At 65.9% G+C, this 18,806-nt stretch carries 13 protein-coding genes; 5 read left to right on the top strand and 8 right to left on the bottom strand.

Annotated features, from left to right (window positions below; all coding sequences use genetic code 11):
- Nucleotides 1-19 precede the first annotated feature (19 nt).
- From ACZLIF_RS11170 to ACZLIF_RS11160, 3 genes are all read right to left on the bottom strand, one after another.
- On the bottom strand, nucleotides 20-1,168 hold the full coding sequence (locus ACZLIF_RS11170; RefSeq protein WP_128988182.1) for a cellulase family glycosylhydrolase: 1,149 nt from the start codon (nucleotides 1,166-1,168) through the stop codon (nucleotides 20-22).
- 116 nt (nucleotides 1,169-1,284) lie between these two features.
- Nucleotides 1,285-2,427 carry an aldose epimerase family protein gene (locus ACZLIF_RS11165; protein WP_128988183.1) on the bottom strand — a complete coding sequence of 381 codons (1,143 nt, stop codon included), beginning with the start codon at nucleotides 2,425-2,427 and terminating at the stop codon, nucleotides 1,285-1,287.
- Nucleotides 2,428-2,531: 104 nt separating this feature from the next.
- Nucleotides 2,532-3,461, bottom strand: a complete 930-nt coding sequence (locus ACZLIF_RS11160) for a 2-dehydro-3-deoxygalactonokinase (RefSeq protein ID WP_053515818.1) — start codon at nucleotides 3,459-3,461, stop codon at nucleotides 2,532-2,534.
- A 105-nt stretch (nucleotides 3,462-3,566) separates the two neighbouring features.
- On the opposite strand from ACZLIF_RS11160, the gene ACZLIF_RS11155 reads away from it, so the two are divergent.
- Both ACZLIF_RS11155 and ACZLIF_RS11150 read left to right on the top strand, forming a co-directional pair.
- Nucleotides 3,567-4,568: a glycoside hydrolase family 43 protein gene (locus ACZLIF_RS11155; protein WP_128988184.1), complete on the top strand. Its 1,002-nt coding sequence runs from the start codon at nucleotides 3,567-3,569 to the stop codon at nucleotides 4,566-4,568.
- A 469-nt stretch (nucleotides 4,569-5,037) separates the two neighbouring features.
- A complete protein-coding gene (locus ACZLIF_RS11150; protein WP_478461944.1) occupies nucleotides 5,038-8,766 on the top strand; it encodes an autotransporter outer membrane beta-barrel domain-containing protein in 3,729 nt (1,242 codons plus the stop codon).
- Nucleotides 8,767-8,892: 126 nt separating this feature from the next.
- Here ACZLIF_RS11150 and ACZLIF_RS11145 read toward each other — a convergent pair whose 3' ends face one another.
- Nucleotides 8,893-9,819 (bottom strand): ParB N-terminal domain-containing protein, encoded by a 927-nt coding sequence (locus ACZLIF_RS11145; RefSeq protein ID WP_128988186.1) that lies wholly within the window; start codon nucleotides 9,817-9,819, stop codon nucleotides 8,893-8,895.
- A gap of 192 nt (nucleotides 9,820-10,011) precedes the next feature.
- Here ACZLIF_RS11145 and ACZLIF_RS11140 point away from each other — a divergent pair, with 192 nt between their 5' ends.
- The 3 genes from ACZLIF_RS11140 to ACZLIF_RS11130 all read left to right on the top strand — a co-directional run bounded on the left by ACZLIF_RS11140 (nucleotide 10,012) and on the right by ACZLIF_RS11130 (nucleotide 12,808).
- Nucleotides 10,012-10,173 (top strand): hypothetical protein, encoded by a 162-nt coding sequence (locus ACZLIF_RS11140; RefSeq protein ID WP_164972351.1) that lies wholly within the window; start codon nucleotides 10,012-10,014, stop codon nucleotides 10,171-10,173.
- A gap of 78 nt (nucleotides 10,174-10,251) precedes the next feature.
- On the top strand, nucleotides 10,252-10,953 hold the full coding sequence (locus ACZLIF_RS11135) for a lasso peptide biosynthesis B2 protein (RefSeq protein ID WP_128988187.1): 702 nt from the start codon (nucleotides 10,252-10,254) through the stop codon (nucleotides 10,951-10,953).
- Nucleotides 10,954-10,966: 13 nt separating this feature from the next.
- Nucleotides 10,967-12,808 (top strand): asparagine synthase-related protein, encoded by a 1,842-nt coding sequence (locus ACZLIF_RS11130; protein WP_128988188.1) that lies wholly within the window; start codon nucleotides 10,967-10,969, stop codon nucleotides 12,806-12,808.
- On the opposite strand, the gene ACZLIF_RS11125 is transcribed toward ACZLIF_RS11130, so the two are convergent.
- Genes ACZLIF_RS11125 through ACZLIF_RS11110 form a run of 4 tightly spaced genes read right to left on the bottom strand, consistent with a single transcriptional unit; the run spans nucleotide 12,805 to nucleotide 18,712 of the window.
- A complete protein-coding gene (locus ACZLIF_RS11125) occupies nucleotides 12,805-13,515 on the bottom strand; it encodes an ABC transporter ATP-binding protein (RefSeq protein ID WP_053515807.1) in 711 nt (236 codons plus the stop codon). The genes ACZLIF_RS11130 and ACZLIF_RS11125 overlap by 4 nt on opposite strands.
- A gap of 9 nt (nucleotides 13,516-13,524) precedes the next feature.
- Nucleotides 13,525-14,883, bottom strand: coding sequence for an ABC transporter permease subunit (locus ACZLIF_RS11120; protein ID WP_128988189.1), 1,359 nt, complete (start codon nucleotides 14,881-14,883; stop codon nucleotides 13,525-13,527).
- Nucleotides 14,880-16,343 carry a DUF3526 domain-containing protein gene (locus tag ACZLIF_RS11115; protein ID WP_128988190.1) on the bottom strand — a complete coding sequence of 488 codons (1,464 nt, stop codon included), beginning with the start codon at nucleotides 16,341-16,343 and terminating at the stop codon, nucleotides 14,880-14,882. The genes ACZLIF_RS11120 and ACZLIF_RS11115 overlap by 4 nt, the downstream gene beginning before the upstream one ends.
- A 5-nt stretch (nucleotides 16,344-16,348) precedes the next feature.
- The gene (locus ACZLIF_RS11110) at nucleotides 16,349-18,712 is read right to left on the bottom strand and encodes a TonB-dependent receptor plug domain-containing protein (protein WP_241685945.1); all 2,364 of its coding nucleotides are present in this window, start codon (nucleotides 18,710-18,712) and stop codon (nucleotides 16,349-16,351) included.
- Nucleotides 18,713-18,806: the final 94 nt, after the last annotated feature.

Below are 18,806 nucleotides of genomic sequence, written 5' to 3'. Positions count from 1 at the left end.
AAGGCGGGCGCCAGTAGGGTCAGAAAGCGGGAATGGAGGTGCGCGGGGTCTTGGCCAGCCTGCGGAACAGCTCGGCTTCGCGTGCCCGGTAGGGCGTGCCGTCGGCCTTCAGCAGATCGTGGAACCACACGGTGGGGGCTTCCATCGTGTAGGGGCGCTGCCAGCTGTCCCACGGGAAGCGGGTCTGGATCGCGCCGTCCACGAACCCCCAGTTGATCATGCCGATGTTCTCGCGGCGGGCGATCGGAAGGATCGTGTCCACGTTCGAGCCTGCGCCGCGTGCCAACCATTCGGTGCAGATCAGCGGGCGGCCGTACCTGCGCAGCTGTGCAATGCGGGCAACGAATGCCTCCGGCTGCTCGTAGTTGTGGAAGGTGATCACATCCGACTGCTCCAGCTGCGTGCGCTGGATCGCGGTGAGCGATGCGGCGCCCGGCGACCAGTCATCGCCGATCCACACGCCGCTGGTGAGCGGCTGCACCGGCTTCTTCGCGCGTGCCCAGTCGAAGATTTTCGGCAGCAGTTCGGCGATGCGTTCCTGCTCGCCCGGCAGCTGCTTGTCCATGTAGTTGCCACCCCCGGGGTTGTCCGGCTCGTTCCACAGGTCCCAGGCCAGCACGCGCGTGTCGTTGGCGAAGTGACCGATCACGCCCTCCACATAGGCCTGGAAGTGCGCGTCGTTGGCGCGGTCCACCAGCATGTGGCGGCTCGGGCTCTGAACCCAGCCGGAGTTGTGCACGCCGGGAATCGGACGGCGCTGCGGGCCGAGCACCGGATCCGGGTCCCAGCAGCTGTCGAACAGCACGAGCATCGGGCGGATGCCGTTCTTCTCGGCGATGGACAGGAAGGTGTCGATGCGCTTCAGCAGGCCCTGCGGGTCCTGCTGCCACAGCAGGTCATGCAGGTAGACGCGCATGGTGTTCATGCCGAACTGCTCGTGCGCCCAGCGGAGTTCGCGGTCGATGGCTGCCGGATCGAAGGTCTCGGCCTGGAACATCTCCAGCTGGTTGATGGCGTTGGAGGTGGTGTAGTTCGCGCCCACCAGCCACTGCTGCCTGGAATACCAGGCGTCGGCTTCGGCCGGGGTCCAGCGTGCGGCGTCGGTCGCATGCGCCATCGGTGCGACGGCGAGCAGCGTTGCCAGCAAAGGGGTAAGCCACTTTCGCATGAGATGCATCTCCTTGGTTCATGAGCTGCCCGTCCTGGCGTGAGCCAGGAGGCGGGCGGTGCGTACTGCGTCGGATTGCCGGTGCCGTGGGCGACCGGCGTGCCAGCTGCGCGGGATCAGCGGGCGGGCGGTGTGCGGTCGGTCGAGAAGTCGTAGACGATACGGTTCACATAGGTCTCGCCCGGGCCCAGCCGCGCCGAGCCGAACGACGGCTGGTTCGGCGTGTCCGGGAACAGCTGCGGTTCCAGCGCGATGGCATCGCCCTGGCGATAGACACGGCCACTCTTGCCCACGGTGCTGCCGTCGAGGAAGTTGCCCGAATAGAACTGCAGGCCAGGCTGCGTGGACAGCACGGTCATGACCCGGCCCGAGCGCGGGTCGTGCACGCGGGCGACTTCGCGCGGCTCGCGCGTGGGAGATCTGCTGATGACCCAGTTGTGGTCGTAGCCGCGGCCGTGCAGCAGCTGTGGCTCATTGCCCTGGCGCAGGTCGCGCCCGATCGGCTTGGCCGTGCGGAAGTCGAAGGCGGTGCCTTGCACCGGCTGTAGCACGCCCGTGGGAATCAGGCTCGCATCCACCGGCGTATAGGCGCTGGCCGGAATGGTCAATTCGTGATCCATCGCCGAGCCGGAACCCTCGCCGGACAGATTCCAGTATGCGTGGTTGCTGAGGTTGACGATGGTCGGTGCATCGGTCGTGGCGCGGTACTCCACCTCCAGCCGGCCATTGCCCTTCAATGCGTAGGTTGCCGTGACCGTGAGCGTGCCCGGATAACCCTGGTCGCCGTCAGGGCTGACATGCTGCAGGGTGGCGTGATCGGCGGCGGCGTCGACGATCTTCCACACCACCTTGTCGAAGCCGCGGGTGCCGCCGTGCAGGCTGTTCGGCCCATTGTTGACCGGTACCTGATAGGTCCTGCCATCCAGGGTGAAGCGACCCTTGGCGATGCGGTTGGCGAAGCGGCCGACGATCGTGCCGAAGTACTGCGGATTGTCGAGCGTCGCCTTGAGCGTCGCGTCGCCAAGCAGTACATCGGCGTATGCGCCATCACGGTCCGGCACTTCCAGTGAATGCAGTGCAGCGCCCAGCGTCAGTACCGTGGCCTGCATGCCGGTGCCGTCACGCAGCAGGATCGACTCCACCACGATGCCATCGGCCGTCCGGCCTACCACAGCGCGTTCCTGTGCCTGACCTGCGCCCACTGCAGACAGTGCCAGTACGCCGATCAGCCCTGCCGTCTTCCCCTTGCCAGCACGCATTGCTCAAGACCCCTCTCGATGTCGTGATGCGTACAAAAACATATAATCAGACAATACGCACGTTGCGACGCAACACGTGATCAGACCGCCGTGCCCACCCGTGGTCAACGCGCAGTCGCGGTCATCGCGTGCAGTGCGGAGAAGCCGCGCACCACGGCGTCGGCGGACGCCACCGCGTGCGTGGCGATGCCGATTTCCGACAGCGCCGCCTGGTACAGCCGGGTGACCGGTCCGGAGCCGACCAGTGGCACCGACGCCGACCTCAGCCCGGGGAACAGCGCCAATGCGTCTGCAATCTCCGCACCGGCCAGCAGTCCGCGCAGGTAAGCGCTGGTCGCCGTGCGCGGCAGGGTGCCGCGGATCATCCGTGCCCGTACACCGAAGAGCAGCGCACCCAGGCCCAGTCGGCGGTCGGCGCCTGCATGCACACCCTCGACGAAGGCCGGTCCTGGCTCACCCGGTCCGTCCAGCACCGAGGCAAGCAGGCCGCCACTGGCCAGTCGATCGAACAGTTCGCCGGACATCGAGGTCATGAAGCTCTGCACCTGGCCGTCGATCAGCTGGATCCACTTGGTATGCGTACCCGGCAGCGCCACGATGGCATCGGGGCCGACATCGCCGCCGCGCAGCAGCCCCAGCAGCTCGGTCTCCTCGCCGCGGAGCACGTCCGGCATGCCATCCACGGGGCGCACGCAGGCCATGCCGGGCACGATGCTCACGGAGAGCTCGCCGATCCGGGTCGGCACCAGCTGCTGCGCGATCGAGGCAACACCTGCAGGGCACTCCACGTAGCCGGCATCGATCCAGCCGACATTCGACCCGATCATGCCGGCCGCATAGGCGTGGCGTGCAGCCGGCCAGCGTGCGCGGATCGTGTTGGCGGCCACCACCATGTCGTCACGGTCCAGCGTGGCCACGCCCGCGGGCATTTCATGGGCATCAAGCCGCTCACCGTTGGGTCCGATCAGATAGGCGCGCAGATTGCTGCTGCCCCAGTTGATGCCGATGATGCTGTCGGGGTGGTCCTGCTGCATGGCGGTTCCTTGGCGGCGATGGTGTTGCCTATTGTCTGATTATATGGTTTGGTTGCCGCTCGCTGGCAAGCCTGCCGGCGCAGTTCCAGTCGGGAGGGGAACGCAATGAACGGCACGCTTTCCATGGCGCTTGCAGCGCTGCTTCAGGTATCGACGAACGCGTCCGCCGCAACACCGGCGGTGGACAATCCGCTGCTGGACTCCGGGCCGGACCCGTGGATCACCCGCGATGGGGACGTGTTCTATTACATGGGCACGCACGGTGATCGCCTGGCCATCCGCGGCACCCGCGACCTTGCGCACCTGGCTGACGCGCGCGAAGTCACGGTGTGGCGTCCGCCGGCAACGGGGGCGAATGCCAAGTCGATCTGGGCGCCGGAACTGCATCGCATTGATGGGCGCTGGTACATCTACTACACGGCGGCAGCGGGCGATGCACCCGAAGGCCAGGAAGACGCCCATCGGGGGGTGTTCGTGCTGGAGAACGGCAATGCCGATCCGACCCGGGGCACATGGACCGATCGCGGACGGCTGGCCACGGCACACCCCGGCATCGACGGCACCACCTTCGTGACCGGCGGCAAGCGCTACTTCGTGTACTCACCCTATGTGGGACCGGACAGCGTGCTGGCCATCGTGGCCATGGCCAATCCCTGGACCCTGCGGGGCAGCGAAACCATCATTGCGCGGCCCGACCAGGCGTGGGAGCGACAGGGCGGGCGGCAGATCCTGGAGGGGCCGGAGTTCCTGCAGGGTCCACGCGGCGATCTGTTCCTGACCTATTCGGGCAGTGCGTGCTGGTCGGATGACTACGCGATTGGACTGCTGCACGCCAAGGCCGGCGCCGATCCGCTGGATGCGAGCGCGTGGCACAAGGCGAAGCAGCCGATCCTTGCCAAGCATCCTGCTGGCAACGTGTACGCGCCGGGGCACAACGGTTTCTTCCAGATGGCCGACGGCGCGCCGTGGATCATCTACCACGCCAACCCGGGGCCGGACATGGGCTGCACCGCCAAGCGCTCGCCGCGCATCCAGCCGGTGCATTGGAGCCAGGACGGCATGCCGCTGTTGGATGCGCCGTCCGGGCGCGGTGTGCGGGTGGACTAGAGGGGCCCGGTGGCGGCACACGCGTCCGGGACACCGGGTATGGAGATGGATTGCGATCCGCTTCGTATCATAAATGCGATGCGTGTCACGGTTGTGCCTATCAAGGTTGATCTATACAGGCGCAAGTCCCGTGCAAGGAGCTCCCTCCATGCAGGGACTGAAACCGCAACTTTCTCTATTCAAGCGATTGACGGGGTCTGAGAGCATCCCGGCGGCCTGATGCGCTGCCGCGCAGTGCACCAGGCATCTCTGTAGCCGCACTACGCTTTGTGCTCGCCCGATTGGATACGCCGTTCATTGACCTTCAGATGTGACGCTTCGCACTCCAGGAGCAGCACCATGCTCACGGTACGCAGGGGGCATTGCAGGACAGAGCGTTCGTGAGATCAGGGCACGGATCCCCGGGCATGTCTGGCGGGGCCGTCGCCGACGCGCAGTTCTCGGCTACTTCGTCAAAAGGAAAACTTGAATGAAGACCAAGAAGATCATGGCCATGCCGGGCATGCGTGGCCAGGTAGTGCCACTCCGCCGCCTTGCCCCGCTCGCGATCGCCACATCACTGTTCCTGAGCCAGATCGGCGGTGCGCTCGCTGCCGACGAGTGTGGCGCCGGCACGATCATCGTCTGTGACGATAGCGGCAACCCCTACACGGGTGGCGTCATCTATACCGGCAGCGACGTCCATCTGACGCTGGCATCCGGCGCAGTGGTGGACACCACAGGAAGCGCGCCGACCAACAGCGCCACGACTACGGTGGGCTTTGCCACGGGCACCGCCAATGGTGCAGCGGCGGTCGCGGGCAACCTGGGGGTTACCATCGAGGACGGCGCGCGCATCGTGGTGGGCAACTCCGCGTTGACCACCGGCCAGATGGGCGTGCTGATGCGCGACCAGGGAGCCGGCAGCAACGCCACCCTCGTCAACGATGGCGAGATCGACATCAGCGGCCTGGGCAGCGAAGCCATGTACGTCGATGTCGGCGGCGCCATCGATATCATCGCCCGCGGCACTGTCAGCACCGAGAGTCAAGGCGGTCGCGGCATCAAGGCCGTTGCCAACGCAGGTGGCACCGGCGACATGACGATCAACCACAGTGGAACGATCGCAGGTGCCAGTACGGCTGGTGGCGGCATCAATGCTCAGATGAACCGGACCGGTAATATCAGCATTGTCCAGACCGGCACCATTGATGTGCGGCAGACAGCCATCTCGGTCGGTTCCAATGGCTCAGGCGCTGCAACTTACGAAATCGACAATCGCAGCGCCATCATCGGCGACGTCACCGGCATCTACGTCGATGGCGGCCGTAAGGCCACGATCACCAACAGCGGTGATGTGACGTCGGTAGGAAGCACATCGGGTGGCTCGGCGATCGCGGTTAACGGCAAGGGCACGCTCATCGACGTGAATCTCACCAACACCGCCAATGTGACCGGCTCGTATATCGGACTGTCGCTGTCGGCAGCCAATGCCGTCGTCGACAACAGCGGAACGCTGATGGGGACCAACTACGGCATCAGGACGATCGGCCTGGGTACGCTTGCCGCCGGTACGCTGACCCTGACCAACAGCGGCCTGATCGAGGGCGGCCAGGGCGTGCGGCTTCGCGGGAACGGAAACAGCCTCCATAACACCGGCACCATCCGTGGCACGGGCGGCACCGCCATCAGCATCGGCGGTGACGACACGCTGCTGACGCTGGACACCGGCTCCCGTCTGGACGGCGACGTACAGAGCACCGGTGCCAACAGTCGCCTCATCCTGGCAGGAAGCGGCAGCGAGGACGCCAATGTGGCTGGATTCGCGTCGCTGGCCATGAACGGCATCGATTGGCGCCTGTCGGGTTCCTCCACCTTCAGCGACACCGTATCCGTGAACAGCGGTGCTCTGCATCTGGACGGTGCCAGCCTGGTCACGCCGACGCTGATCGCCAGCAGCGGTACGACGTTCGGTGGCTACGGCACCGTTTCCGGCGCAGTGACGATCGCAGATGGCGCGACGCTTTACGGCCAACAGGGAAATGCACTGGCGATGGACTCGCTGCAGCTGTCGGGCGGCAGCATCGTGCAGACCGCGCTTGGCATGCCAGGCTCAGCGGCGTTGTTCAATGTCAATGGCAACCTGATCCTGGATGGCAGCCTGGAAGTGAGTGATCTGGGAGGATTCGGGCCGGGCGTCTACCGCCTGTTCGACTACGGCGGTGCATTGACCGACAACGGCCTGGATATCACCAGCGCGCCGGCGGGCACGGATCCGGCGGATCTGGCCATCCAGACGGCCATCGCCAACCAGGTCAACCTGGTCAACAGCACGGGCGTCTCGGTGCAGTTCTGGGACGGCCCGAATGAAACCGCTGACGGCACCATCAACGGTGGCAGTGGCACCTGGGATGCTGACAATCGTCAGTGGACCAAGGCGAACGGATCGGCCAATGACCAGTGGGGCGGTCAGTTCGCCATTTTCCAGGGCGATGCGGGAACGGTTCTGGTCGATGACAGCCATGGTGGCATCACGGCGACAGGCATGCAGTTCGCTGTCGATGGCTACCGCATCGAGGGCGCCGCGCTGGGTCTGAGTGCGCCCGAATCCGTCATCCGCGCGGGTGATGGCACGGCCGACGGCGCATCGATCACCGCCACCGTCGCATCGCAGCTGGAAGGGACCGGCACGTTGCTCAAGACCGATCTGGGGCGTTTGATCCTGACCGCAGACTCGTCCGCCTTCGCAGGTGGTGCGAGTGTTCGCGGCGGCACCCTGCGTCTGGATGGCGCATTGGGCGGAAACATCACGGTCGAATCCGGCAGTCGCCTCGAAGGCACAGGCACGGCGGGGGGTGTGACGCTCACTGCGGGCGGTGTGCTGGCGCCGGGCGGCGACGCGGGCACTCTCGGCACTTTCACCATTGATGGCGACTTCGTCGGTGCAGGTGGCACCGTGCAGATGGATGCGATGCTGGGCGGGGACGACTCCAGCAGCGACCGTCTGCACATCAAGGGCAATACGTCCGGCCAGGCGGACCTGGTGATCAACAATGTCGGCGGTGCAGGGGCGCAGACGACCGACGGCATCCGTATCGTCCAGGTGGACGGCGCCTCCAGTGGCCAGTTCCATCTGCGCGGGCGCGCAGTTGCCGGCCAGTACGAGTACTTCGTCTTCCAGGGCGGGAAGGCCGACCCAAACGACGGTGACTGGTATCTGCGCTCCGAGTACCTCGATCCAGGCGACCCCTGCCTGACCGATCCTACCGCACCGGAATGCCCGACCGAACCCGTGCTGCGTCCAGAGCCGGGCGTGTACCTGGCCAATCAGAGCTCGGCGGCCTCGCTGTTCCAGCACTCGATGCACGACCGGATCGGCGAGCCCGCATTCGATGATGCAGCCCGGACCGTCTGGGTACGTACGTCGCGCAGCCAGGCCGATTTCGGTGCGCTTGCCCGGCAGCTGGACGTGGACAGCAATCGTTCACTGCTCCAGGCCGGAGCAGATGCATGGGTTGCCGGCGACGGCAGGCTTCGTGTGGGCGGCATGCTCGGCGCTGGGCGGGTGACAAACACAGCCACATCCACGCTTACCGGCTACTCCGCCAAGGGCCGGGTGGAAGGCTACTCGGCCGGCGTCTATGCGACGTGGCTGCAGCACCCGGGACGGAGCGATGGTTGGTATGTGGATGGCAGCCTTCAGTACGGCAAGTTCAACAATACCGTTGAAGGGACTGCGTTGGCCAAGGAGCGCTACGACGCCCGCAGCTGGTCCGGTTCGATCGAGGCCGGCCGTGCGTTCCTGATTCTGGATACCGGTGATTCGCAGGTCTTCGTCCAGCCGCAGATGCAGATCGGCTACAGTCATTACGACGCGGACTCGCTGGTCGAACGCAACGGGACCGTAGTCCGCAGTGACGCCGACAACGGAATCCACACCCGTGTCGGTGCGCGCCTTTACGGCCACGCCACGAGTGGAGCAACCCGGGTTCAGCCGTATCTGGCGCTGAACTGGCTGCGTGGCCGCGATGACAACGGCGTGGTATTCGATGGTGAGCGCCTGCGCAGTGATGAGCCGAAGGATCGCTACGAGGTCAAAGCCGGCGCACAGGCCAGGCTTGGCAGCGGCTGGTCGGGTTGGGGCGAGTGGGGTGCCCGCCGCGGGCAGCACGGCTATCGGGAAATCATGGGGCAGCTGGGTGTGAAGTACGCCTGGTGACGACCAGACAGCTGATCCAGAGGTAAAGCTGGAGGCGGGAGGTGCCGGAACGATCCGGCGCCTTCCTTCCAGGCCGCAGCAATGGCTGGGCCGGCATAAACCTTCGGCGCTGGGTTGACGCATGCGCTACACCGCCGGCACCGTGATCCTCTGCAGGTCCAGCGTGGCCCGCAGCGCATAGTTCTTGCGGATCACCGGCACGATGCGGGTCAGGCGTGGATCGAAGTAGTCCCTGAACAACGGCGGCCGTGCCGAGCCCAGATAGAACGCACGGTCCTGCTTGACTGCTGCCGGCAACAGCACGTCACTGAAGTCGCTGTCGGAGGCGTCAGTCACCAGGCACGGTACATGGCGGAGCCCAAGCTGGCGCAGCAGGTACAGGCGATGGGAGCCATTGGTCAGGATGAGGCGGTTGCCGATCCGGGTGGCACTGACGAGGTTGTCGCTGAAGCCCAGATAGATGACCAGCGCGTGGCTGGCTGCACCGAAGGGTTCGTAGCCGGCGATGGCGGACGGGTCGATCGTCGCCACGTCCAGAAAGCGCAGGTCGTTGGAGCTGGACGCAAAGGTGTAGCTGCCTTCGGACCGGGACGCGCGGACCGGCGGGTGAGCGTGCCGCCCGTTGCGTGCAACCAGCTCCATGATGTCCTGTGCCGTGGGGGAGGCGGGGAAGGCCGCGGCAAGCTCGCCGACATGGCGCAGGTTGATGCACTCCTGGAAGACCACCAGCCGGTCGATCTCGACCATCTGCCATGCGCGCGGCACGTTGTGCGTCATGCGGTGCATCGACGGTTGGCGTGGCGCGTGGTCGGCCAGCGCCGCCATCTCCGCAGGAAGTGCATGCACCTCGACCGCGTCGGCGTCGTTGGCCTCTTCCTTCAGCTGGCGCAGCGCGTCGGCGCGGGCGTTCTTCCATTCCTCCACCAGCATCGCCTCATCGAAGCATCCGGGCGGGCATCGCTCCCTGATGAAGCGGATGAACCTCGGCAGCGGGAACGGTCCTTTGAGCAGAAGGGTGGGCTCAAGGCCATCGTCACTGATCGGGTCGCTCATCCATTTCCCCTTCAAGAAGGCGTGTCGACGTTGCCGGACAGCGACAGTCGTCACACTGAAATAATATGTTATAGCGTAACATTTGCATGCCTTGACGGCAATCGCTCTGCAACACGCGCAGCGATGGTGGCTTGGCTGCTCCGTATCCGTGGCACGACGCCCGGATACATCCACTGACAAGAGGAGATGTTCATGAACGAGCTGATTGAGCTGGGTGTAGTGGCAGGACAGCAGAACCCTGAAGACCAGGGTGTGGGCGGTGATCTGATCGAGCTGGGCGCGGTGGTTTCGGAAACCAAGGCACACAACCACGGCACCTTGTGGGATGGCGTGTTCCCGACCACCTCGCCCTGATCCACTGCGGCATGCATGACCTGCGGTGCATGCCCTGCGCATGCACCGCTTCTCCGCCTGGACTGAAGAGATCACGTAATGGAACAGCCTGCGGCGCGCTATTTCCTGTCGAAGCAGGCCCATGTCTGTGTCACCGGCGATGCAATGGTGATCCTGGACCAGGCGACGGGAAAATACCTGTCGCTCGACCGCCATCGTGCTGCCAGCCTGGGCGGGCTGGTGCTGGATTGGCCGTTGCCGGCAGACGGCCGGCGGATGCCGGATCTGTTGCAGTCGCTGCTGCAACGCGGGCTGATCACCGACGATCCGCAGCGAGGCAAAGCCGCGACCAGTGCTTCGATCGCGCTGCCGCGCCGCTGGATACGCGACGGTGAACCTCGCGGTTGTCCGCGCATCACCGCACGTGACGTCCGCAGATTCATGGCTGCGTGCGTGCGTGCCGGATGCAGCAGGACGTTCCTTCCTTTCAGCCACACCGTGTCCTCGGCGCGCAGGCGTGCGCAGGCATCACAGCGCAGGGACGTAAGCGTGCAGGAGCTGGCCCTGCGGGTCCGGGTGTTCGACTGGCTGCGGCCGTTGGCCTTCAGGAAGACGGACGAGTGCTTTCTCTACTGCCTGGCGATGCGCGAATTCCTGTCCAGGCATGGAATCGTCGCGGACTGGGTGTTCGCGGTCAGGACCCAGCCCTTCGCGGCGCACTGCTGGCTGCAGCACGGCGATCAGGTCCTGACCGATATCCCCTTCAACCTGCGCCGGATGGTTCCCATCCTGGTGCTGTAGAGGCGCCTCACGCATGTATCGACACATCGCCGTGCTCTGGAACACCTCCTGCGACTCCGCAACCGCCCGGGCGCAGCAGGCGATGCAGCGCATCGAGGCCATGCACGCCGGCATCACCTGCGTGATGAACGACCACGGCGCCGCGATTTATGTCCAGAGTGACAACCCGGGCTACCTGGACTGCAGCCGCTGCGGCTCGCTGGTCGTGCTCGGCGCGCTGTTCGACAGGACTTTCGGCCGGGATACCGTGCCCGCGCGCGTGCCACTGGATGCGGCCGCCGCCGATGCGGCCTGCCACACGCAGGGAAAAACCCTCGTGCAGCACTACTGGGGCCGCTATGTAGCGTTCGGCTACCAGCCGCAGTCATCGAGCTGGTTCGTCCTGCGTGATCCCACCGCTGAAATTCCCTGTTACATGACGACGGCGGATCAGCTGACGGTGGTCTTCTCCAGCATGGAAGACTGCCTTGCACTGGGCCTGCGCGACTTCAGCATCGACTGGCCCTTCCTGTCCTACTCGCTGCTGTTTCCGTTCCGTGACGGGTTGCAGACCGGCTTCAGGGAGGTCACCGCCATCGAGGCCGGGGAGGCCGTTTCGATCCGCGATGGCGAGCCGGTCAGCCGGCAGTGCCAGTGGGACATCGTGCGCCTGGCCCGCGACGAACCGATCGAAGACCTGCAGGAGGCGGTGCAGCTCGCGCGCTCCACGCTGCTGGGCTGCATCGGTGCCCTGGCCAGCCGACACCGGCGTATCCAGCTGCAGCTGTCGGGTGGGCTGGATTCCTCCATCATCCTCGCCGGCCTGCTGCACGCACCTTCCATGCCGGAAGTGGACTGTGTCCACCACTATGACGACGGCATCGGTGCCGATGAGCGGATGTTCGCCCGCATGGCGGTGGCCGGTGCCAGTGAGTCGTCGGGCCGGCGCTGCGGGTTCGTCGAGTACCGGCGGCAACCCCACTGCGCGCTGGAAGAGATCATGACCTTCCCGCGGACGGCGCGGCCGGCACATTGCTCGGGCTACCTTCTGCATCGCCGTGATGTCGCCTTTGACGCAGATACCGTGCAGTTCACCGGCGTCGGCGGCGACGCGGTCTTCCTGCGCTTCAAGGGCAACGCTGCGGCGATCGACCATGCCTGGCGGCGCGGCATCGACCGCCACTTCTTCCGGGTCGCCTTTGAAACCGCACAGTCGGGCGATTCGCTTTATGGCGTCCTCAAGGATGCGGTGCTCCATGGGCTGCTCAGGCGGCCGGCCAGCATCAACGGTCGCTGGGGCAACCCCTGCGAATGGGTGAAGGTCGACGCGACCGAGCAGGACGTCACGCCACCGGCCTGGCTGCGCCATGCGCGCAACGAAGGCCATGAGGTGTCACCGTACAAGCTTGCGCACATCAGCCGGATGGTGTTTCCGACCAGCGTCCTTGATCCGTTCGAGGGCGCGGGTCGCTGGCACGGTGTCTCTCCGATCAGCGCACAACCGCTGGTCGAACTGTTCGCGCGCATGCCGCTGCGTCTGCTCATGGCGGACGCGGAGGACCGGACGATCGCACGGCGTGCCTTGCAGGGGCTGCTGCCGGACGCTCTGCTGTCGCGGAAGGTGAAGTCCTACCTCGACGATCATTCGGTCGCGCTCACCCAGGGCCATCAGGCGTTCATCCGCAGCCTGCTTGTCGATGGGCTGCTGGCCCGGCGTGGGTACATCGACAGCGCGTCGGCCGACGCCGGCATCCGCCGGGTCGGCCCGGATCATTCGTCGCAGGTGCTCGGCATCTTCGGCCCGCAGGTCAATATCGAAGCCTGGCTCAGGCGCTGGGCAGGGCGGCCCGCAGGGCAGGGAGCCGGAGTCGCCTAGGCGCTCCGGCTCATCTCCTCAAGGTACAGGCTCTCAAGATCGTTGGCGGTGATGGTGGTGGCATCCAATGTCCTGCGCAGCCGTCCGGCCTGCATGAGGCCGATCGTGGTGGCCACCTCGCGGGCGCGGAACAGATCGTGCGTGGCCATCAGGATGGCGGTGCCACGATCACGCTGCCGCACGATCAGGTCATGGAACTCGGCCGACGCGGTGGGGTCGAGGCCGGAGGTTGGCTCGTCAAGCAGCAGTGCCTTGGCGTCCTTGACGATGGCCAGGGCAATGCCGACCTTCTGCCGCATGCCCTTGGAGTAGAGGCCCACGCGTCGTCCGAAGACATCCGGCGCCAGGCCCGCTGTACTCAGTGCATCCCGCAGCCGGGCGGGTGAGCGGTCGTCCACGCCGGCCAGACGCGCGAAGTAGTCCAGGTTCTCAAGACCGGACAGCTCGTCGTACAGCGCCACGGTCTCCGGGATGTACAGCAGCCTGCGTCGCACCTCCTGCGGGTGCCGGTGCGCGCTGAGTCCATCGACTTCCGCGGATCCGGAGGTAGGGGTGAGGAAGCCCAGAAAGAGCTTGATCGTGGTCGATTTTCCCGCACCGTTGGCTCCGAGCAGGCAGAAGATCTCGCCGGGTCCCACCTCGAAGCTGACGTCGTCGAGTGCCCGGTGGGTGCCGTGTTCCTTGACCAGGTTCTTTGCAGAAAGCATGTGGGCTCCTCAAGGGGCCGCCAACCGGCGACGCATCGATCCGGCGGCGATCAGCAGAATCAGGGTGGCGGCGAGCAACGCCGCGAGATCGGCACGCACTCCACGCCGGCCCACGCCGGCCGGCTCCACGAACCGGAAGCGGGGCAGGGCTTCATACTCGGCAAGTGTCTGCGGCGCGTCGCGATCCAGGTACGCCTTGTGCAGCAACCGACGGGCCTGCCAGAACGCATGGACCTGGTCCTGGAAGGCGAGCGCGCGATCCGCGTCCGAGCCGGCGATGCGGTCCAGCGCGTCCTGTACTGCGACCGCGGGCATCAGCAACCGCACGTTGTCCAGCACCCGGCGGCGTGCATCCTGCGCCCGCTCATGCGATTCGATCAGCGGCGCAAGGTCGAGATCGGTCGCCAGCAGGTCGGCATAGGCCTCGCGCACGTGGTCCGGAATCACCGGTGTCGAAGAACGTACAGCCGTTGAAACACTGCGGCGATGGAGTGTCTGTTGCCTGTCCGTTGCGGCCAGCCGCGCCTTCACGTCGGTCGCGAGCTGCATCTGTGATGGCGGCGGAACGGCCAGATTCACTGCGGCGAGGGTCAACGACGGGGCCATCACCACGATCAGCAACCACACTCCGCCGGCCGCAATGGCCGCCTCCGTGGTGCGCCGGGCGAAACAGCCGATCAGTACCGCTACCGCCAGCCAGAAGCCGCCATAGGCGAGGATGACCAGCGAGAGCAGGCCGAGGCCGGCAAGGCTCTCCGCACCGGACCACGCCGCCGCGCCGACCAGGATCACTCCCGCAGGCAGCAGCACCACTGCGCCCCGGGCCAGCGCCTTTACCGCAATCAGCCGTCCCACCGCGACCGGCTGCGACAGTACCAGCGCAGCGATGCCACGCTCGCGCTCGCGGGACCAGAGGTCATAACTGGCTGCCAGGATGACCAAGGGCAGCAGAAAGACGATGACGAACGCCAGATCGAACCGGCCTGCGGCCCGCGCTGCCGGATTGCCGATGTCGGCCCACACGTTCCTGAAAAGCTGGGTGCGATCGCCCAGCGCCACCACATCGGCCGTATAGGGATAGGCCTCCGCCTGCCCGATCGACACCGACGCCATCGCAGCGGACGGCAGCACGGGTTGGACGCGCGGCAACACCGAGGGCGCCTTGCCGACGAACACCCGGCTGCGGTCATGGGTCTGCCGCTCTTCGAGCTGGATCACGCCGATGGCGGCGTTACGCTGTTCGACCCACGCCCTGCCATTCCACGCGGCGTAGGCGGCCAGCGCCAGCAGCAGCACCAGCAGGGTGGGCAGCGCCCGATCGCGCAGCAGCCTGCGCACCTCATGGCCGGCAACGGAAAGACTGCTCATGGAGTCGTCCCCAGGCGCCGGGCCGAGAAGAACACCAGTCCAAGCGCCAGCAGCACCCAGGCCAGCAGAATGGCCAGGTTCGCCGCCTGTGCCGCGGCAATGCCGGCCAGGCACTGTTGCCCCGGCGTGTAGGCCACGGACCGGGTGAGGGTCGCGATGTCGGCACGATGCTTCTCCCCCTGCGGCGCCTTGTGCTGCTTCACTTCCGCATTTAGTGCCTGGATCAGGCGGTAGCGGTAGTCTTCCACGCTCTGCAGGAAGGCCAGGTGCGCCGCGAAATCGGTGCGGGCGAATGCGCGTGACCATGACTGCAGCGCGATGGCAGGAGAAACAACGGCGAATGCGCGCTGTGTTGCTTGCTGCTGCCGATAGGTCGCATGGATCCGCTCGAAGTGGCGGTTGTAGGTGTCCGTCGAGTTCCTCTCTGCGAACTCCAGGGCCACGCCCCGGAAGTTGACGGGAAGCTCTTCCACCGTGTCGACCTGGTAGCGCGCCATCAGCGCGTGTCGCAGGGCGTCCAGCCGCTTGTCCGCAGGGTCATGGCCATCCACACCGTTCTCCGCCTCTTCCGTCACGGCGGCCCTGAACGCCGGCGCGCTGGGCGTGGGATCCAGCGATTCGGCCACCGCTGGCGCCATTCGTGGCACCAGCACGGTGGCCACCACCCACAACCCCATCAGCACCACCAGCGAGGTCCGCGCCGAGCTGGACAACGCCGAGACACCGACCGTGAGGGCACAGAACACCAGCAGATAGAGTCCGTAGGCCGCGCACATGGCCAGCAGCGCGGCGATGTCCATCCAGCCGGCGTTCTGTCCCGCCACAGCGGGAACCGTCGCCGCCAGCATGGCAAGCACCAGCAGCAGGGAAGCACTTGCCAGAGCAATCAATCGGCCGATGATCAGCACCGCAGGCGACGCCCCGGTGCCGAGTTCCTGGCGAAGGGTTTCGCGGGCGACGTCACCGGACAGCGTGGCGAAGCCGGCAAGGATGATGAGCAGCGGCGCTACTACCTGCAGCGCCCAGGCGGCAGAGAAACCGTCGAACCGGCTGAGGGCGGTACCCGCGTCCATCGCGCGATGCCTGGCCGGGTTCTGTGCGTGACCTTCGATGAACACCGAGGTGCCCAGTACATCGGTCAGTCCCGGATCGAGCGCGGCCAGGGGTCGCACCGGTGCGGGAATGGCGCGTCCCACATGCGCCGCGGCATGGGGATCGATCACGCCCTGGCCGTCCCACAGCCGCGCTTCCTCCGCTGCTACGGCCTGGCGCTCCTGCGCCTGCAGGGACAGGCGCGCGGCACCCGTGGCAACGGATGCGCCCGCAAGCAGCAGCAGGACCAGGGCGAGCCACGGCAGGCGCCGCTCACGCCACATGAAGGTCAGCTGGGTTGCCGCGACACCGGCAGCTTGCCGAAGCGTCGACGCAGGCCGGAAGCGGGCGGGGGAGGGAGGGCTCATCCGGCTTACCAGCGATGCGTGAGGGTCACCGACAGGAAGCGCCCCAGCGCGGTCGCATTGGTGGGGTCGTAGCCGGTGTTGATGCTGTTGATGATGAAGGGCGGATCCCGGTCGAGCAGATTCTGCACGTTGAGGGCGAGCGACGTGCCTTCGTGGTCGCCGGCCGGGGCGCCGAAGTGGTACTTGAGGTTCAGGTCGACGGTCGTCCAGGAGCTGACGTGTGGGTGGGCGATGTTGGCCGGATCGCGGTAGCTGTCCACGTAGTTCACGAAGACGCCGCCTGCGGCCTGGCCCCGGTCCAGGGTCAGGCCGCCGCGCAGCTTGAGGTCGACCGGGTAGTACACCGCGTTGACCGCGTCCAGCTCGGGCGATGTGCTGGTCACGCGCCGCGTCGATTCGAGGATGTACTGCCCGGCCAGGTTCATCGCGATCCGCGTCTGGCCCACATCGACGCGATAGGACGCGTTGAGATCGACGCCGCGCTGCGAGGTGTATGCGTTGTTGCGGAAGCGGTTGTCCAGGATCACCTGGCTGCTGGTCTCATCCAGGCCGGCAGGGAGTGCATACGGCCCCACACGTGAGACGAACAGCCCCAGGCCCGACACGCCCAGTTGGCGCGCCTGCTGGATCTGCTGCTGCGATGGATCGACGGTCAGGATGTCCGCGTAGGGGGCCGTGGACTGCAGGAACAGGGACGGGAAGCTGCCGCCGAAGCCGCTGCCGATCCGGTCCGCATAGTCGATGTGATAGTAGTTGGCATCAACCGTGAGGCCGGGAACGGAGGGCGGCGCGAACGAGAACCCGCCGGTCCAGGTTTTCGCACGCTCGGGGCCGAGATCGGGATTGCCGTTGGAGAGCATCATCAGGACGGTGCTGCCGTTGGCCGCGTTCGGGTTCGGCACGTTCGCCACGACCACGGTGTTGTTCAGCTGCATGTCCTGGTAGACCGGCGCGCGGTAAGAGCGGCCGTAGCTGGTACGGAAGGAGAGTCCCTCGGTGGCTTCCCACAGCAGCCCCAGCTTGGGATTCAAGGTGGAGCCGAAGTCGCTGTAGTCGTCGTAGCGCGCCGCCGCGGTCAGCGACAGGCTGCGAACGCCGGGCATCTCCTTGAGCAGCGGGATGTTGAGCTCGGCAAAGGCGGACCTGATCGTGCGCTGCAGATCGAGCGGCTTTTCCAGCCCACGGTGATCGAGCAGCTCATAGCCATCGCGGCGGTAACCGACGCCGACCGCTGCGCGTACCGGGCCGGCGGGCAGGCTGAACACCTCGCCGTCGGCCACCACGTCCAGATAGCGCGATTCAGAGTTCGTATCCGTTGGCGGCGCCGTGCTGACGGTGCTGCCGGTAATGGTCGTGCGCTCGTAGGACACCTCGTTCCTGCCGAATCCAGCGTCCAGGCGTGCCTGCCACTGGCGCGGGAGCTCCAGGGTCAGGCCCGCGAACACATCGAACTGCTGCGTGTGCGGGAACAACCGGGTTTCGTCGGCCGTGCCGGAGATGGTGGTGTCCATCTCACGCCTGGCGAACGAGCCGGTGAGATTCAGCGTCAGCACATCGCTGAGCTCCTGCACGCCATCGATATACAGGCTGTGCCGCTTCGATCCTGGATAGAGATCGTAGGGCCTGACCGTGACGTTCCGGGAGAAATCCTTGTCGGTGGCGGGCAGGTTGCCCTGCTTCAGGAACTCGTAACTTGCCAGCACACGGCCGCGGTCCCACGCCCACCCTGCGGACTGCGACACCTGGTACTCGTCCATGTTGCCGGTGGTGACCGTGCCGTACCGCAGCGACGACTCATAGCCGGTGAAGTCCTGGCGCAGGATGATGTTGACGACGCCACCGACGGCATCGGTGCCGTAGATGGCAGAGGCACCATCGGTGAGGATCTCCACGCGTTCGACCGCACTGAGTGGAATCAGCGATACATCGACATACTGGTAGCGGTTCGATGAGGTCACGCGATGGCCGTTGACCAGGGTCAGCGTAGTGCCCGTACCCAGGCCACGCAGGTTGATCGCGGTGCCCTGGCCGAAGTTGTTGCCGGTATCACGGTCAACACCGAGATTGGCCACATTGGCACCATTGGCGCCGCCACCGAAGTTCTGCGGCAGCTTCTCGAACAGCTGCTGCAGGGAGGCCACGCCAGTGCGGTCGATGGCCTCCCGGTCGATCACGATGACCGGCGACGCACCAGCGCCGACGGCATCGCGGATGTTGCTGCCAATCACCAGCACCTTGTCCAGGGTGGCCGTGGGTGCGTCGTCGTCGGTGCCCGCGTTCTGCGCCTGGGCTGGTGCTCCGATCTGCAGCGCGGCGGCGATGCTCGCCGCCAGCAACGCGCGCCTACCGCCCTTGAATACCTGTTCCATTCCCCGGTCCATCACTCTCATCCGATATCGGCCTGCAGCACGGTCACGTGCGCTTGATGGCGATGTTATATCATATCATTCAATTGTACAGGGA

It is taken from the genome of Stenotrophomonas sp. 2201_Sma (assembly GCF_056486685.1).
The sequence above is the reverse complement of the archived record's forward strand: the minus strand, read 5'-3'. Positions and strand labels throughout refer to the sequence as shown.

Bases quoted from the DNA above. Each gene is read 5' to 3' on its own strand.
- ACZLIF_RS11120 (WP_128988189.1), bottom strand. From the start codon at position 14,883: ATGAGCAGTCTTTCCGTTGCCGGCCATGAGGTGCGCAGGCTGCTGCGC.
- ACZLIF_RS11145 (WP_128988186.1), bottom strand. From the start codon at position 9,819: ATGAGCGACCCGATCAGTGACGATGGCCTTGAGCCCACCCTTCTGCTC.
- ACZLIF_RS11160 (WP_053515818.1), bottom strand. From the start codon at position 3,461: ATGCAGCAGGACCACCCCGACAGCATCATCGGCATCAACTGGGGCAGC.
- ACZLIF_RS11150 (WP_478461944.1), top strand. From the start codon at position 5,038: ATGAAGACCAAGAAGATCATGGCCATGCCGGGCATGCGTGGCCAGGTA.
- ACZLIF_RS11110 (WP_241685945.1), bottom strand. From the start codon at position 18,712: ATGGAACAGGTATTCAAGGGCGGTAGGCGCGCGTTGCTGGCGGCGAGC.
- ACZLIF_RS11135 (WP_128988187.1), top strand. From the start codon at position 10,252: ATGGAACAGCCTGCGGCGCGCTATTTCCTGTCGAAGCAGGCCCATGTC.
- ACZLIF_RS11165 (WP_128988183.1), bottom strand. From the start codon at position 2,427: ATGCGTGCTGGCAAGGGGAAGACGGCAGGGCTGATCGGCGTACTGGCA.
- ACZLIF_RS11130 (WP_128988188.1), top strand. From the start codon at position 10,967: ATGTATCGACACATCGCCGTGCTCTGGAACACCTCCTGCGACTCCGCA.
- ACZLIF_RS11140 (WP_164972351.1), top strand. From the start codon at position 10,012: ATGAACGAGCTGATTGAGCTGGGTGTAGTGGCAGGACAGCAGAACCCT.
- ACZLIF_RS11155 (WP_128988184.1), top strand. From the start codon at position 3,567: ATGAACGGCACGCTTTCCATGGCGCTTGCAGCGCTGCTTCAGGTATCG.
- ACZLIF_RS11170 (WP_128988182.1), bottom strand. From the start codon at position 1,168: ATGCGAAAGTGGCTTACCCCTTTGCTGGCAACGCTGCTCGCCGTCGCA.
- ACZLIF_RS11115 (WP_128988190.1), bottom strand. From the start codon at position 16,343: ATGAGCCCTCCCTCCCCCGCCCGCTTCCGGCCTGCGTCGACGCTTCGG.
- ACZLIF_RS11125 (WP_053515807.1), bottom strand. From the start codon at position 13,515: ATGCTTTCTGCAAAGAACCTGGTCAAGGAACACGGCACCCACCGGGCA.